Source organism: Salinicoccus sp. CNSTN-B1 (genome assembly GCF_054792835.1).
In genome coordinates, this window is sequence record NZ_JBTWMN010000004.1 from 263,459 (window position 1) to 280,454 (window position 16,996).

24 protein-coding genes and 1 pseudogene are annotated in these 16,996 nt (G+C 39.3%); 16 read left to right on the forward strand and 9 right to left on the reverse strand.

Features of this window, described 5'->3' with window-relative positions; translation table 11 throughout:
* Positions 1-200 precede the first annotated feature (200 nt).
* The 4 genes from ACYF68_RS01540 to ACYF68_RS01555 form a co-directional block, all read right to left on the reverse strand.
* Positions 201-467 carry a tyrosine-type recombinase/integrase gene (locus tag ACYF68_RS01540; protein WP_461045172.1) on the reverse strand — a complete coding sequence of 89 codons (267 nt, stop codon included), beginning with the start codon at positions 465-467 and terminating at the stop codon, positions 201-203.
* Between the two features lie 20 nt (positions 468-487).
* A complete protein-coding gene (locus ACYF68_RS01545) occupies positions 488-1,342 on the reverse strand; it encodes a tyrosine-type recombinase/integrase (protein WP_461045174.1) in 855 nt (284 codons plus the stop codon).
* Between the two features lie 38 nt (positions 1,343-1,380).
* Complete coding sequence (locus ACYF68_RS01550; RefSeq protein ID WP_461045176.1) at positions 1,381-1,623, reverse strand: hypothetical protein; 243 nt, start codon at positions 1,621-1,623, stop codon at positions 1,381-1,383.
* A gap of 151 nt (positions 1,624-1,774) precedes the next feature.
* Positions 1,775-1,999 carry a helix-turn-helix domain-containing protein gene (locus ACYF68_RS01555; protein WP_461045177.1) on the reverse strand — a complete coding sequence of 75 codons (225 nt, stop codon included), beginning with the start codon at positions 1,997-1,999 and terminating at the stop codon, positions 1,775-1,777.
* A 368-nt stretch (positions 2,000-2,367) separates the two neighbouring features.
* Between ACYF68_RS01555 and ACYF68_RS01560 the strand changes: the two genes are divergently transcribed.
* The 13 genes and pseudogenes from ACYF68_RS01560 (at position 2,368) to ACYF68_RS01620 (ending at position 9,443) form a co-directional block, all read left to right on the forward strand.
* Positions 2,368-2,640, forward strand: coding sequence for a helix-turn-helix transcriptional regulator (locus ACYF68_RS01560; RefSeq protein WP_461045178.1), 273 nt, complete (start codon positions 2,368-2,370; stop codon positions 2,638-2,640).
* 14 nt (positions 2,641-2,654) lie between these two features.
* Positions 2,655-3,149: a hypothetical protein gene (locus tag ACYF68_RS01565; protein ID WP_461045179.1), complete on the forward strand. Its 495-nt coding sequence runs from the start codon at positions 2,655-2,657 to the stop codon at positions 3,147-3,149.
* Entirely contained in the window at positions 3,146-3,325 is a 180-nt protein-coding gene (locus ACYF68_RS01570; protein WP_461045180.1) for a hypothetical protein, read from the forward strand. Before ACYF68_RS01565 ends, ACYF68_RS01570 begins: the two co-directional genes overlap by 4 nt.
* A 23-nt stretch (positions 3,326-3,348) precedes the next feature.
* Positions 3,349-3,642, forward strand: coding sequence for a hypothetical protein (locus ACYF68_RS01575; RefSeq protein ID WP_461045181.1), 294 nt, complete (start codon positions 3,349-3,351; stop codon positions 3,640-3,642).
* 286 nt (positions 3,643-3,928) lie between these two features.
* The gene (locus ACYF68_RS01580) at positions 3,929-4,774 is read left to right on the forward strand and encodes a DnaD domain protein (protein WP_461045182.1); all 846 of its coding nucleotides are present in this window, start codon (positions 3,929-3,931) and stop codon (positions 4,772-4,774) included.
* A gap of 16 nt (positions 4,775-4,790) precedes the next feature.
* Positions 4,791-5,153, forward strand: coding sequence for a hypothetical protein (locus ACYF68_RS01585; protein ID WP_461045183.1), 363 nt, complete (start codon positions 4,791-4,793; stop codon positions 5,151-5,153).
* Between the two features lie 460 nt (positions 5,154-5,613).
* A pseudogene (locus ACYF68_RS01590) lies at positions 5,614-6,422 on the forward strand (DnaB-like helicase C-terminal domain-containing protein).
* Positions 6,423-6,438: 16 nt separating this feature from the next.
* The gene (locus tag ACYF68_RS01595) at positions 6,439-6,774 is read left to right on the forward strand and encodes a hypothetical protein (RefSeq protein WP_461045184.1); all 336 of its coding nucleotides are present in this window, start codon (positions 6,439-6,441) and stop codon (positions 6,772-6,774) included.
* Positions 6,775-6,859: 85 nt separating this feature from the next.
* On the forward strand, positions 6,860-7,048 hold the full coding sequence (locus tag ACYF68_RS01600; protein WP_461045185.1) for a hypothetical protein: 189 nt from the start codon (positions 6,860-6,862) through the stop codon (positions 7,046-7,048).
* A 199-nt stretch (positions 7,049-7,247) separates the two neighbouring features.
* Positions 7,248-7,637 carry a hypothetical protein gene (locus ACYF68_RS01605; RefSeq protein WP_461045186.1) on the forward strand — a complete coding sequence of 130 codons (390 nt, stop codon included), beginning with the start codon at positions 7,248-7,250 and terminating at the stop codon, positions 7,635-7,637.
* 33 nt (positions 7,638-7,670) lie between these two features.
* Positions 7,671-7,973, forward strand: a complete 303-nt coding sequence (locus ACYF68_RS01610) for a DUF771 domain-containing protein (protein WP_461045187.1) — start codon at positions 7,671-7,673, stop codon at positions 7,971-7,973.
* A gap of 321 nt (positions 7,974-8,294) precedes the next feature.
* Positions 8,295-8,963, forward strand: a complete 669-nt coding sequence (locus ACYF68_RS01615; RefSeq protein ID WP_461045188.1) for a zinc ribbon domain-containing protein — start codon at positions 8,295-8,297, stop codon at positions 8,961-8,963.
* On the forward strand, positions 8,964-9,443 hold the full coding sequence (locus ACYF68_RS01620) for a hypothetical protein (protein WP_461045190.1): 480 nt from the start codon (positions 8,964-8,966) through the stop codon (positions 9,441-9,443). It begins immediately after the preceding gene.
* Between the two features lie 112 nt (positions 9,444-9,555).
* Here ACYF68_RS01620 and ACYF68_RS01625 read toward each other — a convergent pair whose 3' ends face one another.
* Positions 9,556-10,401, reverse strand: coding sequence for a DUF4393 domain-containing protein (locus tag ACYF68_RS01625; RefSeq protein WP_461045191.1), 846 nt, complete (start codon positions 10,399-10,401; stop codon positions 9,556-9,558).
* Positions 10,402-10,865: 464 nt separating this feature from the next.
* Between ACYF68_RS01625 and ACYF68_RS01630 the strand changes: the two genes are divergently transcribed.
* Genes ACYF68_RS01630 through ACYF68_RS01640 form a run of 3 tightly spaced genes read left to right on the forward strand, consistent with a single transcriptional unit; the run spans position 10,866 to position 14,324 of the window.
* Positions 10,866-11,969, forward strand: a complete 1,104-nt coding sequence (locus ACYF68_RS01630; protein ID WP_461045192.1) for an AAA family ATPase — start codon at positions 10,866-10,868, stop codon at positions 11,967-11,969.
* Positions 11,962-13,191: a S8 family serine peptidase gene (locus ACYF68_RS01635; protein ID WP_461045194.1), complete on the forward strand. Its 1,230-nt coding sequence runs from the start codon at positions 11,962-11,964 to the stop codon at positions 13,189-13,191. The genes ACYF68_RS01630 and ACYF68_RS01635 overlap by 8 nt, the downstream gene beginning before the upstream one ends.
* A 5-nt stretch (positions 13,192-13,196) precedes the next feature.
* Entirely contained in the window at positions 13,197-14,324 is a 1,128-nt protein-coding gene (locus ACYF68_RS01640) for a S8 family serine peptidase (RefSeq protein WP_461045195.1), read from the forward strand.
* Between the two features lie 581 nt (positions 14,325-14,905).
* On the opposite strand, the gene ACYF68_RS01645 is transcribed toward ACYF68_RS01640, so the two are convergent.
* From ACYF68_RS01645 to ACYF68_RS01660, 4 genes are all read right to left on the reverse strand, one after another.
* Entirely contained in the window at positions 14,906-15,133 is a 228-nt protein-coding gene (locus tag ACYF68_RS01645) for a hypothetical protein (RefSeq protein WP_461045196.1), read from the reverse strand.
* A gap of 73 nt (positions 15,134-15,206) precedes the next feature.
* On the reverse strand, positions 15,207-15,947 hold the full coding sequence (locus ACYF68_RS01650) for an SDR family NAD(P)-dependent oxidoreductase (RefSeq protein ID WP_461045197.1): 741 nt from the start codon (positions 15,945-15,947) through the stop codon (positions 15,207-15,209).
* 130 nt (positions 15,948-16,077) lie between these two features.
* Positions 16,078-16,254, reverse strand: coding sequence for a hypothetical protein (locus tag ACYF68_RS01655; RefSeq protein ID WP_461045198.1), 177 nt, complete (start codon positions 16,252-16,254; stop codon positions 16,078-16,080).
* A gap of 62 nt (positions 16,255-16,316) precedes the next feature.
* Positions 16,317-16,946, reverse strand: a complete 630-nt coding sequence (locus ACYF68_RS01660; protein WP_461045199.1) for a general stress protein — start codon at positions 16,944-16,946, stop codon at positions 16,317-16,319.
* Positions 16,947-16,996: the final 50 nt, after the last annotated feature.

A 16,996-nucleotide genomic window follows, 5' to 3' on the forward strand; every position in this document is an offset into this window, starting at 1 on the left:
GATTCGAACATACCGCAGGGCCGCGGCATGATTAAATGGCAGCCGTTCGCCACCATGCCGGAACTAAATTTTAGATTTACCGATGCCTACCACGTTTCACGGAGTCACATGATATAGATTAGATTACGACCTTCTCGAGCTTATTCATCAAGTCCTTATTCATCTGTTGCGTTACATGCGTATAGATGCGCAGCGTTGTCTTATGGTCTGTCTGTATGACCTACCCGTTCCATTATCGCCTTCAGGGAGCCGCCCAGTTGCGACAGCAGGGATATATGCGTATGTCGGAGGGTGTGGGAGGTAATCTTTTTATCAATGTCGCACCATTCAGCAGCTTCTTTGAGCAGGACATTCACCTTCTCTTTAAAGAGGGGCGTACCGGCCACGCTGGTAAATACATATTGCTTATCCTGGAACCGATCGCTCCACATGGCTTCTTTCTTATTATCGAGCATGGCTTTTCTCAATATCTCACAGCTCCTATCTGTCAGGCCAATGACACGATAGGACTTTTCTGTTTTAGTGGTGTCTTTAATGCCGAAACCGTCATCCCCTTTTTCCAGATGATGGAGCCGTCTATCTCCAGCTTCTTATTGTCGAGATCCACATTATGATTCTGTATGGCCAAGAGTTCACTGATGCGCATGCCATTCAGCACCTGGAACTCTATGATATATCTCATCATTTGAAGATTCCTTTTGATGTCCGGCCGCTTATTGTTTTTAATCTTATAGTCGATATACTCCAGGATCTTCTTCACTTCATCCATTTCAAGATAATTATTGCGCTTACTCTTTATCTCCTCGATGGTCTTTGCCTTCACTGGCACCTCTATATCATGAACAGCCACATTAGATTTAATGTGATAGTTCCTTTCTGCGAACTTAATGATGAACTTAATGACGGAAAGATATCCCGTGATCGATCCCCGGCTCATTTCCCTATGATGGAGATCGTCTATGAAGTCCTGGATAATCCGGGTGTTCAGATTCTTGAAGAGGATGTCTGCATCAAATGCTCGATAGATGCCATTCAGCTTGGAGCGCTTCTCCTTCATCGTCCCTCGCTTGCTGCCGGATGTCAGCTGGTACCGCTCAAACCATTCATGCGCCACCTGGTGGAAGGTGAGGTCATCCAGACCAGGGGTATGAGAAGCGGATGCCTTGACCTTCTTCTCTATGCGCTCATTAAGGAGCCGCTGGGCTTCCTTTTGGGATGGACGGGTATCCTTATTCATTACTACGCTGGTACGCTTCCGCTTGCCGCTCATGGGGTCTACATAACGCTCATAAAAGCGGTACTTCGTGTTGCCCTCTTTGTCCTGGAATGGCTCAGACCACATATCATTGCCTCCTCCTTTTGCTAAAGAAATTTATCGCATTAGAGTTCTTCTATATTCGATTGAGTTTGTGACAGCTCATCTACTATATTATTAATTAGTTCTTCGGAAACATCGTTATCTTTAAGTATTCTAGCGATATCATACTTCATAGCGTTGATCTGTTCTGTTACAAACCATATGGTGTTTCTTTTATTGAAAGGCTTGTATTTTTGAGTTTTATCAGAATCATAAATTTTATTTCTTATAATTTCTAAAACAACATTATCCGCATCGAAGTTCATACCTTTATAATGTGTATTTTTTGAATCAGTAGTTTGCCCTTCAATAATATCAGTAACTTCGTTGATTAAATTATACTTGAAATTAATATCATATAATTCTTTATATCTTTTATCGACATTTGTGTCCTCCTCTAATTTTTCTACTAACTGCTTAACTCTTTCGTGCGTTTCTGTCTAGTAAGGTAATCTGCAGAAACTCCCCAAGTTCGGCAATCTTCTTTAATGTGATATCGTTAGGAACATTTTTCCCGCTTTCCCATTTAGAGACATTGCTTTTTCCTGAATTCAATTTCTTCGCAAATTGTTCCATTGTTTCTTGCCTGTTGACCCTAATATTTTTGATCCTTTGTCCCAATAATTTCTTATCAATATCCAATAGCATTCACCTCTTTATAATGAATATTATCACATAAGTGTCAAAAGTTGAACAAAAAACGTTGCATCGTGTTCTTGTATTTGTTAAGATTGAAGTGTCAAAAGTTGAAAGGTGGTGATTGACTTGAAAAAAAATGTTTCTAAGTACCGAAAGTTTATAGGTCTGACACAAACCGACTTAGCTGAACGTTTCGATATGACTTTACAATCATACTCTAGGAAAGAGAGAGGGGTTATACCTTTTAATGACAGAGAGAAGATGGAAATAAAAAATCTTTTGCTCGAGCATTTTCAGATATCACAATTGACGAAATTTTTTTTGCAGATGAAGTGTCAAAAGTTGAAAAATGATTGGAGGAGGGATAAGCAATGGGAGAAGTTCATCAGATCTATGAGGAGCCAAACTTTAACAATACCGTTACAAAGCCGGAACAGGTCACGACTAAGCCGATATATGTAAGTAAAAAAGTTGCTGCTGAAATGTTTTCGGTCAGTAAATCGACCATATATAAGTGGTTGGCCGAAGCTGAGAAAAGTGGAGAATGGCCGACCTTATCGGTCAGACCTTCAGCTACAATCACACTGATCCATCTGGACACATTGGAAAAATTCATTGTTTCAAAAAATAAGAGATTTCTTTAAAGGAGGTGAAAAGCATGTCCCAATTTATTGAAAAAATGATGGAGGTTGCTGAAGCTTCAAACACCAGCCAACTGATTGATGCTGATAATGCCTTCGACCTGCAGGCCGTCTACACAGCTGAAAGAGATCTGTTCATCATCGGCTTCAGGAATGTTTTGAAACCCTACCACAAAAGCGCCATAGCGACCGTCTCAGAGCAATCTATATCTGAAGGGCACTATCAGTTCAAACACCGCATCAGCCGCTTGTGCGAAGGCTTCGAGGTCTACTACGAGGAGATTAACCATCCTCAACCCGGCATGAGGGATGTCAATGAAATATACAGCAATGTCAATCAGCTCCATGACGCAATGACCGACCTCATTCTGTATGCAGCAGCCATTGAAGAACCGACAGCTGAAGAGGTGCAAAGCTTCAATAAGGCACACACCTACTTCACCAAACGGAAGGATTTGACCGCAACAGATCTATTAGTCATCCGTGAAGAGATAGGAGGGGTGAGCGCATGAAACTGTTACAAGCATTAATTCCAGAGATCCTGGTCGTGTCCAGTGTCCTTATGGCAAGTATAGCCATGCTGGTATTGATGGGCTGGCCGTATGCATTGATATTCTTCAGCGCATTCCTGTTGGTCGCTAGTGCTTATGTCAATAACGTGATGCAAACCGAATTGGATGAAGAATAAAAAATTAAAAGGAGTTTTTTGAAATGGGAGTAAATGAAACTAGGAATTATACACACGTAGCAGAAGAGGTTAAGGAATTCAACCCGGAACTAGGCCAAGAGGTATACAGCTTGGGAAGTGAACTGGAGAGCGCTGAAACCGAAAAAGAGATTAAAAAAGAGGGCGTCGAAGCGCTGGTGCAAAGTTTGAAGGAGGAGTCGGATGAATTAGAGGGCTTCTATGAAGTGTATGTTGGGGATAAAAAAACCATCATCCACGAAAAGATAGAAAGGCTTAGAGCATTAATTGAAGTACTCAGAGTTTACAATCTCAATTAAAAAAATCGACCACTTATCAAAGTGATCGATAGTTACCGACGGCCATCGGTAGGACGAGAAATTGCATGTGTCTATTATAGCAAATTTTGGAGGTGATGACTATTAGCAACTTAAAAACAGTAGAGATGGGAGGTGTCTTTGACGAAGGTTATGGCATCACCTCTCTAAATGAGTACAGCATTAATACGATCTGCCGCTCCTTGAACATATCCGAGCGTAGATATCACAGGCACCGTGAGCAGCTAATAGATAAGGGATATATGATCGTGAAAAAGGAGGGGAGGTTATGAATGGGTGGATTAGTCTCCATAGGCAGATAAAAGATCACTGGATATGGGAAGATCCTCAAAAGCTGAAGTGGTGGATTGACATGTTATTGCGAACCAACCACAAAGACAATAAAACAGTTATCGGCAATAAAATTGTTGTGATTGAGAGGAGTAGCTTCCACACCTCTGAAGTGAAATTGTCTGAACAGTGGAATGTGAGCAGAAATACAGTAAGAAAGTTTTTGAAGCTATTAGAAAGCGATGAAATGATAACAACAAAAAGAACAAAACATGGAACAACCGTTAAAGTCCTACACTACAACGATTATCAGGGTTTTTCAGAAGAAAAAAAACAACAAAGTGAACAGAAGAATGAACAGAACATTGAACAACACCGTGAACAGAACAGGGACAACGGTGTGAACAGAACTGTGAACACGAACAATAATGATAATAATGCAAATAATGTGGATAAGTTATATAGCGCAGCTGGTGAAGAATCAAATTCAAGTTATGAACATGTGGACAAAGTTCATGAGCCAAAGCAGAAAACCAACACAGCTGATCTACTGAATAAGTACGGTATGCCTGATAATCAGTTAGGCAATAAAGACCGTATGGAACTCTTCGAGATTCACGAGAAGGTGAGGGACAAATATTTCATTCAAGCCATAGAGAAGGCAAAGGCGAAGAATGCTCCAACTGCTAATTATGTTCTTGGGATATTAAGACGTGAAACAGAGGGTGGGAAGCTCACTTATGAAGACCTGGAGAAGCAGCCAATAAAAACTTATGGAGGGCACAGTAAGAAGAAAAGTGATCCCTTAGCTGATGTCAGGCACTATGCAAATTCTGAAGATTAAAAAGGTGGGATGAAGAATGAAGCGAAAGCAGGCGTTAGAAGTATTGGAGATCCTATATACCTTCTATCCAAACTTCAACCATCGATCCATAGAATCATTCAATCAGATATGGATTGACCGCTTGATAGAAGGCGACTATGAAAAAACGATGCGGAAGGTTAGGGAGTATACAACGAATAACCCGTATTCACCTTCTCTTGCAGATGTCCTGGTCAAAGAGTATAAGCCAACACCGATAGAGCAGATGGAAGTGCCCAGGGCGACAGCAGAGGTTGAAAGAGAAATGGCAGACCCTGAATCCCGGAAGAAACGGGAAGGCACCCTGGAGAAAATCAAGCAGAAGAGAATGGAGTTTCAGGAGCTGATGCGAAGTGATTAACGAAAGCACCAGGATGACCGATGTCGATTATTCAGAGAAGGCCGTCCTTTTCGTAGCGATCAAATACCCGGAGAAGAGACGGGACATCCGATTGAAGCCCGAACACTTCGCAGACAAGCGACATGCAGCCATCTTGGAAGCGATAGTGAGCAATCCGCATTTTGCTGAAAATGATTTATTGAGCATGGCGCTGAAGGACAGTAAGAAGTACGGCGGCTTTGACTTTGCAAATGATATCGTCAGCTTCCCGCTGCCTACAAGATTGACATTCAAGACCGACCAAATGGACGTATATCGCTTATACAAGCACCGGGAGATATCTAAGCTGGTGGATGAATACAAGGCCGCCCCGACGGATGAAGCGGCACTGGAAATCAGCGGTAAAATCATCAGGCTGAACCAGTTCGACATTAACGGAGACAGTGCCAAGATTGATGTGATGTCCGAGATCCTGGACGACATGCACAACCCTAAATCGAACCGGGTGATTCCGACAGCATTCAAGGAACTCGATCACCTTATCACCGGCTTCGAGGACGGCCAACTGAACGTGGTCGCTGCTAGACCATCGATAGGGAAGACCGCCTTTGCAATTGAACTAGGAAAAAACCTGGCTACTGAAGAGAATCAGGTTGTGTTCTGCTCAATGGAAACCAGAGAACGCAATATAACCGAACGTATCCTGGCGAACATTGCCAAGGTGCCACTGGTCAAGTTCAAGAACCCTTCCAGGGATATGAACCAGGATGAAATGGATCGTGTGCTTGCTGCAATGGATGTCTACAACAAGATGAATCTAAGGGTAATCGAGAAGCCTAAGATGACACCGAATGAGATCCGTGGCATAGCCAACTCTTTGAGTGAAGCCGAGCATGGCATCATCATCATCGATTATCTCCAGCTCATGCAGTCAGACAGTAAGCACAACAGCAAGTATGAGGAAGTCAGCCATATCTCCCGTGAACTGAAGATCATCGTCCAGGAGTTCGAGAATATCACCATCGTGGCGATTGCACAGCTGAATAGGAGTGTGGAGCAGCGACAGGATAAACGCCCAATGATGAGTGATTTGAGGGATTCAGGGGCATAGAGCAGGATTCCAATATGATTATGATGCTCTACCGGGATGACTACTACTACAAGCCCGAAGAGCAGGATGCAGAGCCGGGTGCCCCAAGCACCATGGATGTCATTGTTGCGAAGAGTAAAGACGGGGCGACAGGCACCGCACAACTTAAATTCTATAAGACCATTCAGAGATTGTATTAAAAAAGGAGTTGATCGTATGGCAAGAATACAGAACGTTTTAAATGCACTCACTTCAATCGAGCTTGGCATCTGCTTTGCCGAAAAGCAGAGGGGCAGCAATTATGGTGAAAGAAAATATATGACCTATAACGTATTGGAACACTCCATGTTCCATGCCGTCTCCAAGGATGAGATGACGATGAGCGACCCCATCGAGCGTTGGGAGGAATACCAGGAAGCCCACAGCCTTTTGGAGCATCTGCATTTTGCCAATGAATATCTTGCTTCCATCGGTCAAGAGCCGCTGGATTGTAGTGAATCAGTGATGGATGAATTCAAGGCGATTGCCTTCAGCAAGGGGCGATACAAATGACCACGGTAAAGGATCACCTGGAAGGTATTGATTACACCCTAAAAGAGAATGGAGCGGAAACCACGATATTCAAGTTAAGCCTGGTATGGAAATACTCAATCCTATACCTGATCCAAAAGGGGCACTGGACTTCTCAGACCCAGTGGAGAAATGGAAAGCTTATGTGGAGAGGTATCCACCAGCCGACCATATCAAGACAGCCAACGCCTTTCTGAAGCGACAGGGCGCAGCACCGCTGAACTACCGTGATGACATGTTCCGAAATAGCGCATAAAAAAGAGATCTGCTAATCAATCAGCAGACCTCACATAGAAAGAGTGTATTTAGATAATTCCATTATACATCATTTCAATTCATGAAGATGTATCAAATAAGTTTAGGTGGTGTAAGTGTGAGCTTTAATTTTCTATGTGAGGCTGGAAGAGGAATGTTGTTTGCCAAGTCTAGTGAAGTGTTGGCGCAGAGGTGGTCCTGTGATTAAGTGGCTCAGCAGGTACGAGGCTATCAACCAAGAAATTGCCGTAATTGAAATTGATATCGGTTGTGCAGAGATAGAATATTACAGGTGGAAGGAGGGAGACCTATCCAAAACTCAGTCATTCGAAGTCCTACTCTTAAAGCAGCGTGAGCTCTCGCAGTTAATCCAAGACAAAAAGGTGCTAATCAACAAGCTCAAGGAACAGTCGGAAGCCATCGAGAAGACCGTTGAAAAATTCAAGGGCATCCATAATATGATTGCGAAAGAGAAATATATTCACGGGAAAACACTCGCGAAGATTGCAGGAGAAAATCACTATTCGGAGCAGTACATCTATAATAAGCATGCTGAGATCAAGAAGATACTCAGCTACACTGAAAGCTGAATTAGTAGAAAGCAGGCGGTTTAAATCCAAAGGTTGAATATTCAAGTGACGATCCCGGAAGACCATGTCATCATTACTCGCGAAGAATACGAGGCGCTTCAGAGTGGGGAGTTGACAGGCAAGTTCATCAAGATGAAAGAGCTGGTCGCTCACACAAGCTATAGCGCTCCATGGATTAAACAGAATGTGCTTTATAAACCAAATTATCAGAAGGATTTAGAGGAGATTGTCTACTACCCCAAAAATCAGGGTGACACATTTATCTTCAAGGCCAAAGAGATGTACGAGTTTCTTGATAAAAACTTTTTAAATATTTTGAGAGAAGAAAGGGAGTAATTTAAATGTCTAAAACAAAAGAGGAACTAAAAGTTGTTGCGGTAGATTTTAACGGTAAACCAATTGACTGGTCGAAGACACTACTGCCTGATGACTTGGCCGACAAGTGTCTAGCGATTTTGAGGAATTAACGAAACTATAAGTTGCACTGAGAAATCTGGAAAAGATTAGACCCCCGGGCAAAACCAAACGGATTTTATTTTTAATCCAGGGAACGGCGAGGGGGAGTCTACTCCGCAGAAAAAGTTAAAAGTAATTCAATTTTAAGGGGGGGTGTGCCCCTGACCTAAATCTAGATTAATAATAAAAAGAGGAGATTCTATGAATATTAAAGATATGCTTAAAGTATGGAAGGAAAAAGATCAGGAGTACAAACTCGGAAGTGCTTTAAATAGAAAGACAGTGATTGATAAAAAAGAACTTAAACTACCGTACTTTGAAGAGACATTCAAAGTAATGTTACATCTTGATCAAGAGGAGCAACGTTTGTCGAATGAAATGAGTTATACAGAAGAAATTGAGATGTATGAAAAAGCATTAGAAAAAGTTAAGACAGAAGACGAGTACGATCATATCGAAAAAAACATTAATCGTTTAAAGCGATCTTTAAAATTGAATACAAATAAAATTTCAGTAACTATTCCCGCAGAAAAAGTACAAGTGATTTTAGATAATCACCAAGTTGAAAAGGCAAAAGCTGAAGCAAGATCTAAACAGCTAATTCAAGATAGAAACAGTATTCAGAGTCAGGTTGAAGAATTGAGAAGGAAAGAAAAAGAAATTGAAAAAGAGATATCTAAAATAAGTAAGTTGATTCGTCAAGCAGACGTCTTACCTGAATTTATTAAGAGTGAGGGGAACACTGTATTGCTTTCTTATAACAAAGAACAAAAGACCGCAGTCCAACCACTGTATAAAACATTACTGTACTTAGAGAATTGGCATACTACAGATGGAAATCCCTACAAGACTATTAAGGAAGTGAAATAGATGAGCATAATTATTCCTCGCATTGAAAAAGCAAAGCAAAATTTCGAAAGGCGAAGAAAGACACTCAGCGTCACAGTAAAGTACAAACTATTTAATAAACCCACTATAAAGCAGTTCCACACTGCTCTTAACACGCATATCGACTCTAAGGGTTCTAATGAGATAACCAAAGAGATTGTATTTTATATAGAAGAAAAATTTTGGGACGAAAATGAGATCTATTCAGAAACCATGGGAAGAGGAAGAAACATAATATCTGGAGTACCATTGATCGAATTAGATGGACATACTACCAAATGGCACGGTATCAGGAGTAGGGTTACCTTCCACATGTATTCTTTAAAAGATAAGGCGGTAAACTTTCCTAGACCTATAAAAGAAAACGAAGATTTCAAAATAACAATAGAAGGAGTCACCTCCTACGAATACGAAATAGATACGCCTTTCTCATGGGACGACGTACAACCAATTGAAAATTGAGGAATGTTTTAAGCCGGAGTAGTTTAATGGTTAGAGGCTTTTTTCAAAGAGGTTCAAAAGGTCTTACATCGATATTAATTAGATGTAAGACCTTTTAACTTATCTTTACCACTTAGTTATCTTCTAGACATATCTTTAGAAAAGATCTACCAAATGACGTGGTTTTCAAAGCACTCTCTGAGCTATTCATTCGATCAACAGTTTTTGATATAAGTTCGTCTTTCGATATCTGAAATTCGTCTTCAGACATCTCAGTTGAAGCAAGCTGTATAAGTGATATTTGAAATTGGTCATCGTAATCAAGTATCTTTCGTTTAATTTCTTCAGTATGAAAGTCTCTGTAACTGTTTTTATCACTTAATGATATTCCATGAGAGGGATAAGTCACTAAATTTAACCTTACTAAATTATCTATCGAATTAACTGTTTGTGTGTAATCTCCTTGAAAAGGTAAGCAAAAAAAGTCAGAACGGTACACATGCCCTCCATTTTCGTTAAAGTCCTCTGTGTACCTTACCATCGGTAAATCGCTTGTGATTTCGAAACGTTTTAGGAACTGTGCATCGTTAGGACTTAATTGTTTAATAATTTCTGTAAAAGAAGGATGCAAATAGGAGGCTTTCCTGCCATCCATCGACGAAGCTATCAACTTAGCAAACATGTTTCTTATCTCGTCTTCATCCAGATTAGTAGCTGCTGAAGACATGGCGTTTGTAATTATATTGGTTTTAGGATCTATTCTATCTGATTCCGGTATCTTGTTCGCCTGTTCTATAATCTCTTCTTTAAACTTTTGTGCATTTTCTTGTTTGATAATTCCTGCACGGAAAAGTTCATCTACACGATAGAAAGCAAATCTCCAAGCTAAGTTTAAAGTTTGCCCAGGACTTTCTGCCCCTTTGGTAACAATAGACGTCGCAAAAGCTGTACCAATAGCCATTACAGTATTCGAATCCACACCAACCACCATCTTTCCCTATAAGGTAACTAAATTATACCAGACAAGGAGATCAAGATAGAGTGGCAAGAGCATTCGACACATAGATTAAAAGAATATACATAGGCAGAACCAATTCTTATAAGGGTTGGTGTTTTCTATTTTCTTAACAGGCCGTATATAGCAAGCCACTAGTGATTCTGATTAATTTATATTATTAAGTAGTCGATATAAATCAAAGAGTCAGCATTCTGTGTAATGCCTACTAATTGTATTAGAACCAGTAGTATTAAGGATTGTGTGCGTTTTGTGAGTTCAACAAAATATTATATATAATATAGAACAAAGAGTAAGAAATGAGTTCGTCTCTTTATCTAAACCCAATGAAGAAACTATAGAAAATATTACGTTTTTCTTTATTCTATTACGTTTATTCTTTAAAATAACACGAATGTGGTATAATATGAAACATAGAGGTGGTAAATGTGTACGTAGAGTTGATAAAAATAATTGAAGGTGGAATAGAAAACGATCGCCAAAAAGTTATGAACTACTCGAAGAAGATGATTGATGTTTTAGAAAGTACAGGGGATACTTCTGTAGCGAGAAATATTGAGAGGTTACTAAAATCCAAAAATACGAGGTTAAGTACTTTAGATAGTCTAACTGCTAAACCTCTAGATAAAGATAGTAGCTTGGACATGGTCGAAGTATCTATTCCGACTGAAAGCGATGAGAGTTTGTATTTCGATTATCTAATTGAAAAAGAAGTATCGGACTTTTTAGAAGGAATTTCTATGAAAGAAGATTTTTTAAAACATGGTTTAAATATTGAGAATAGATTGTTACTGTATGGTCCTCCTGGGACAGGCAAAACTTCTCTAGCAAGATTCATCAGCCTGCAAACGGGCTTGCCTTTAGTTACTGTAAAACTAGATGCATTGATTTCCTCCATGTTAGGTAGTACCGCTAAAAATATCCGTAAAATATTTGAATACTCATCTAGACAGCCTTGTATACTTTTTTTAGACGAGTTTGATGTTTTAGCAAAAGTAAGAGATGATAAAAACGAGTTGGGTGAATTAAAAAGAGTAGTTAACAGTTTATTACAAAATATAGATTATTTCAGTAATGATAGTATTTTAATTGCAGCAACTAATCATGAAAAACTTTTAGATACTGCTGTTTGGAGAAGATTTAATACAGTTTTGCAGCTCAGTCTTCCAAGTAATGCATTAAGAAAAGATATTATTCAGGAGTATTCGAAGATTTTACCGACTGACTATTTGCATGATAGTAAGAAGTTGAATCAATTATCAGACTCCATGGTTGATCTTTCACCGGCCGACATAAAAAATATAATACAGAAGACAGCTAAGCGAGCAATAATTTCAGGACAAAACAAGCTTCATTATTCTAATATTGTCTACCAAACTTATACGACAAAATCTTCTTCCAACCTGACAAATGAGGAAGTAATTAAAGATCTCTTGTTTTACAAAGTCCCTCAAAGAGAAATAGCCTCTTTATTAAATGTTTCCTTGAGACAGGTAAGGAATATAGTACAAGGAGTGAGAGAGAATGAATAGAGAGTTTCCAATTATTAGATTCGAACAAAGAAGCCAGGATAACGCTAAAACTCCAGGTGGCGGAAATAACGATAAGCCCAAATTTACTTTACGCGGGGAGGAACTGTCACATCGGAGAGATATACTGGTTGAGCAACTTCAAGATGTTTTAGCAAATTGGGACAAAGATATTATAGAAGGCGTTCCGAGAATCATAGAAATAAATTACATCGAAGAAGCCAAGGCCAAATCTCATCAAGCTAAGATTATTAATATGTTTAAAGATTATAATAAGGACACTCAAATCGGTGCAAAATCTAATAATGGAATAGTAATACAACTTAATTCTACTAACCAGTTAGAGGAATCTATAAGCAGTTTTCAATCATTCGAAGAAAACGATGTGGCGATTTCAGCTATAGAAAACGTTCAAAGATATCAACCAACTGTTCTGGGAGGGGAGAACGATGATTATAACTTAACGTTTTGGAACTTTATGGACTATGCGAAGAATGAAAATGTAGTTAATAAAGTAGAGGAATCACTTAAGGAAAACAAAATCGAATACGAAAAAAGTAGCTTCGGTGGGGGCGAGGTAGTTATAGAAGTTTCAAATGTTACAACGGATAAATTAGAGTTTATCAAAAAGCTACCAATTAAACATATTGAACCAACTGAAAAAACAGAATTTCCCTTTCCTGATTTAGAAACTTTTGAATTAGATCTTAAAAAGGTTGAATTCAACCCAGAGAGGACGTATACAGTAATTGGGTTACTTGATTCTGGTGTTGAAATAAATGAATACACTAGAAACTGGGTTACTAAAGGAAACGGGTCTTTTTACGAAGATACAGAGTTAAATAAAACTCATGGCACATATATCGCCTCTTTATTAATTCATGGTGATTCCTTCAACGACACTTCAGATTTTTTCGTGGAGGGTTGTAGGCTTGTAGATGTACCGATTGTTCCAGGGCATCCGATAGATAGTAAGCTTTTAATTAGAAATATAGAAAACGCAATTATACAAAATGAAGAAATAAAAATTTGGAATTTATCTGTCGGCCTCGATAGAGAAATAAATGAGAATAAGTTTTCTAATTTTGCAAAAGAGCTGGATAGAATACAATACGAAAACGATGTATTGATTTTTAAATCTGCTGGGAATGATGATGCCTTTTTTCTGGGGGTGAAGCGGGGAAATTATATAATGGAGCTGATTCCGTTAGAGCTATTACCGTAGGCTCAGTGAACCGGGGCACTGATACATATAATATTACTAGATCAGGCTATCCATCTCCATACTCAAGGATTGGTAAAGGGCCTTCTTACATCATTAAACCTGAATTAGTTCACTTTGGTGGGGATCTATTTGCACTAAATAATTCTCCATCTTCCCGTGAGGATTATAGAAGAGCAGATGGGATTGGTATTTCAGTTAATCAAGAAAGAACTCAAGAGCCGGGAACCAGTTTTTCTACCCCAAGGGTTGCAAGAATTGCAGCAGAGGTAAAAGACTATTTAGGTACTGACGATTTACTAATGGTGAAAGCGTTATTAATGCATTCCGCTAGCCACTCTTCTGGAGTTCAATTAAGTGATGAGGAAATTACACAAAAAATGGGGTTTGGTCGCCCTCTATCTTCAGAAAGTATTGTATCTGAGGAAGGTTCTCATTCAATAACTCTTATGATGAAAGGGAAATTAGAGAAGGGCAAAGAAATAGATATTATGGATTTTCCATTTCCAAAAGAGTTGGTGGAGGATAACAAATTTAGAGGTAGAATGATAGTCACATTAGTTTCTAATCCCTACCTAAGAGGAGATCTCGAATCAGAGTATTGTCAAACTAATTTAGCAGTTAAGTTTGGTACGTATGAAAAAAAGATTGATGTTGAAGGTCAGCGAGCAACTTTTAATCCTATAAAGCGTGGTAATTCTAAAAATGTACTTTTAGAAAGTCTCTACTCAAAAAAGAAAATAAAGAGTAACTCTGATTATAATTATGAAAGAACTTTAATAAAATATGGGGATAAGTACTACCCCGTAAAAAAGTATGCTTGTGATTTAAGTGAGTTTAAAGATAGTAATCAAAAATACTTAGAATCCAATAGGAAATGGTTTGTTTATTTAAAAGGTGAGTATAGGGACTACATTACCAAAGAGAAAGATAGAGAACTTAAAGATTATATTGAAAATGGTACTGACATAGAGTTTGAGAGGTTAGGTATCGAATATTGTTTGGTAATCTCTATTTATGATCCAGAAAAAGAAACCAACGTTTATGGATCCGTTGTTAATGAACTGAATAATTTAGGTTTCAACTATGAACAGATTACTATTGAAAACGAAGTGATTATTGAATCAAACTCTTAGTGGGGTTCAAGAGTTCAAAATTGTGGTGGATGGTTCATGTGTTTATTATGTAGGAAGAAATAATATAATGGATGCTTCATCCAGATACAATAATTTAGTAACAATTAAGAATTCAATGCTATCTAAACAAGATAAATACACACAATTAAACAGAGGTAAAAATTGAAGATATTTAATATTGCCCTTAAGTTAAATTCGTTAAGGGCAATCTCAGGGCAAAATTTTAAATAAAGTTGAAAAGGTGTCGGAATCAGAATAAGGCTGAATTACTTAAAGCCCTTGATATGACAGTATTTCCGTTAAGTCTCGCACCCTTGTAAAATGCTCTATATAAAAGAAGAACAATAATATAAGCTAAGTAAAAACCCCTTGATGCCGTTGGTATCAAGGGGTTTTTACATGCTTGAATTTGTTTTTCAGGTGAAGTGAATAAAGAGTCTCCCAGAACTAATGCTTGATGAACGTAGGGATTATCAGTGGGCACTACTCCTAATCACAATGGCGGTCGTTTATAGGAGAGTTGCTGATAAACAAGAACCTCAAATAAAATCCTTGGTGGGAAAGTGCAATTTTAAAAACTACTATCCATTAAGTTGATCATTAACAGATATCATCACAAGGTCATGCAGATTCTTTCGGAACACTTCTTCGTAATGATCTAGGAACGTATCAGTATTCTTTCTCATAAACTCATAAACATCTGAATCTTGTTCAGATACCAACTGATTGAAATCATCTTCCGTCTCTTTAACAGTCAGTTCTGCTGCTTTAGGGACCAACTCATCAAACTTGATTGTAACATTTTCCATGTCATCACCACCTCCCTTTAAGGAGAGTACCAATTGATATCAAAAGGTTTCCTCTCTCTTTACTCCCGCTCTTTTAACGTCCGACTGTCCAACCTCCGTCTAATTTAATTTCAGCTCCCTGCATATAGTCGGATTCGTCTGAAGCCAGAAAAACGGCTGCGGCGGCTATTTCATCCGGCTTGCCAGCTCTGCCTGCAGGAATATCCTTTAACCTTTCATCCTGGATGCCTTCAGTCATGGGTGTTTCAATGAATCCTGGAGCGATCAGATTGGATTTGATGCCTTTATGGCCGAAATCATAGGCCAATTGTTTGGTGAAACCGCTGATTGCGTGTTTACTCGTTACATAAGTGTTGCCACCCGCACCAGCGACAAATGTCGATTGTGATCCGATATTGATGATGGAACCTTTGCCCTTATCTAGAAGTATGGGCATGATTGCTTTTGTGACAAGGTATGGCCCTTTGACATTCACATCCATCAATTTATCAAAATCCGCTTCATCCGTTTCAATGATGGTGTTGTAGGCATCATGAATGCCTGCCCCGTTATACAGTACATCAATAGTGCCGTATTCCTTCACTATTCTATCAATACCATCTTTAACCGAGGCTGTATTCGTTATATCCATTTGTACGAAAATCGCCTTTCCGTTTTCTTTTTCGATATCTGTGACGATGCTCTGGCCGTGCGCTTCATTGGTTCCGACTACAGCGACCTTGGCACCTTCTTTTGAAAACATTTTAGCAGTAGCTTCTCCAAGCCCTGATGTACCGCCTATGACTACAGCCACTTTGTCGTCTAGTCTTCCCATTCTTTTCTCCTCCTTGATTATTTTAAAATCTGATTATCTCTAAAAGAATCTGAAGCCCTCTTCGATACCCATCTATCGGTAGTGGGAATGAATAACCCCCACGGTTTGGCACCGTAGGGGAGGGCAATCGTTAAAAGTCATTCCTCTTATCATTCTTGTCTGTGCGCCTACGTTCTACAGATTCGTCATGTGGATCTGGTGTCACAGTTTTGTCGACATGTACCTCTTGTGTACCGGTCTCATTTTTGTCATTACGTCCTGTGAACGTCTTTTGGGAATTAGGTTCTACAGTTTTATTGACGTGCACTTCCTGTGTACCAGTCTCATCTCTAGCCCCGTGCTTTGTAGCGGCGTTACGGGAATCGGGTTCTACAGTTTTATCAACGTAGACCTCCTGTGTGCCGATTTGGTCCCGTCTTTTTCATCAGTATCCGGATTTGACGATGATTCCTCTTCAAGTGAACCTTCCATATGATGGGTGTCGACCAAATCTTGATTACGAGGTGTTTCAGTCATCTCTTCATCTAGGATACGAGTTTTCTCTTTCTCATTGTCGTCCAACTTGTTTGTGGCATATACAGCGCCTGGAGTCGAATCAGGTATGTTCGGAGTGTGCCCTTTATCGACACGGTTTTCATCCGTTTCGAGAAGTGGATCTGTCGGAGCATCAATCATGGCTCCTTTTTCTTCGTCGCTAACATAAAGCAGGATTTTTCCACTATCCAGTGCTTCTTTATATTCCTTTTCTTCTTCAGTGCTGAGATTCAATTCAGTCATTACGTGGTCTTCAGGATTTTCAGATGAGAACCAGGCGACGATTTTATCCCAAGTGGTCCCGTCGGCATTCTTGTAATTGACATCGTTGTAATTTACAGAAGCCCCTTCGATATTTTGGCTGGAAATCACCGTCATCTGCTTCTCTTTGATACCTTCTGCCTTCAATCCTTCGATTCTACCTGTCAATTCCTGTTCGCTCAAAAATGTTTCAATCTTACGCATCGTCCATCCCTCCATCTTATTGGGTTCAATCATCATCTACTTGCACTGGA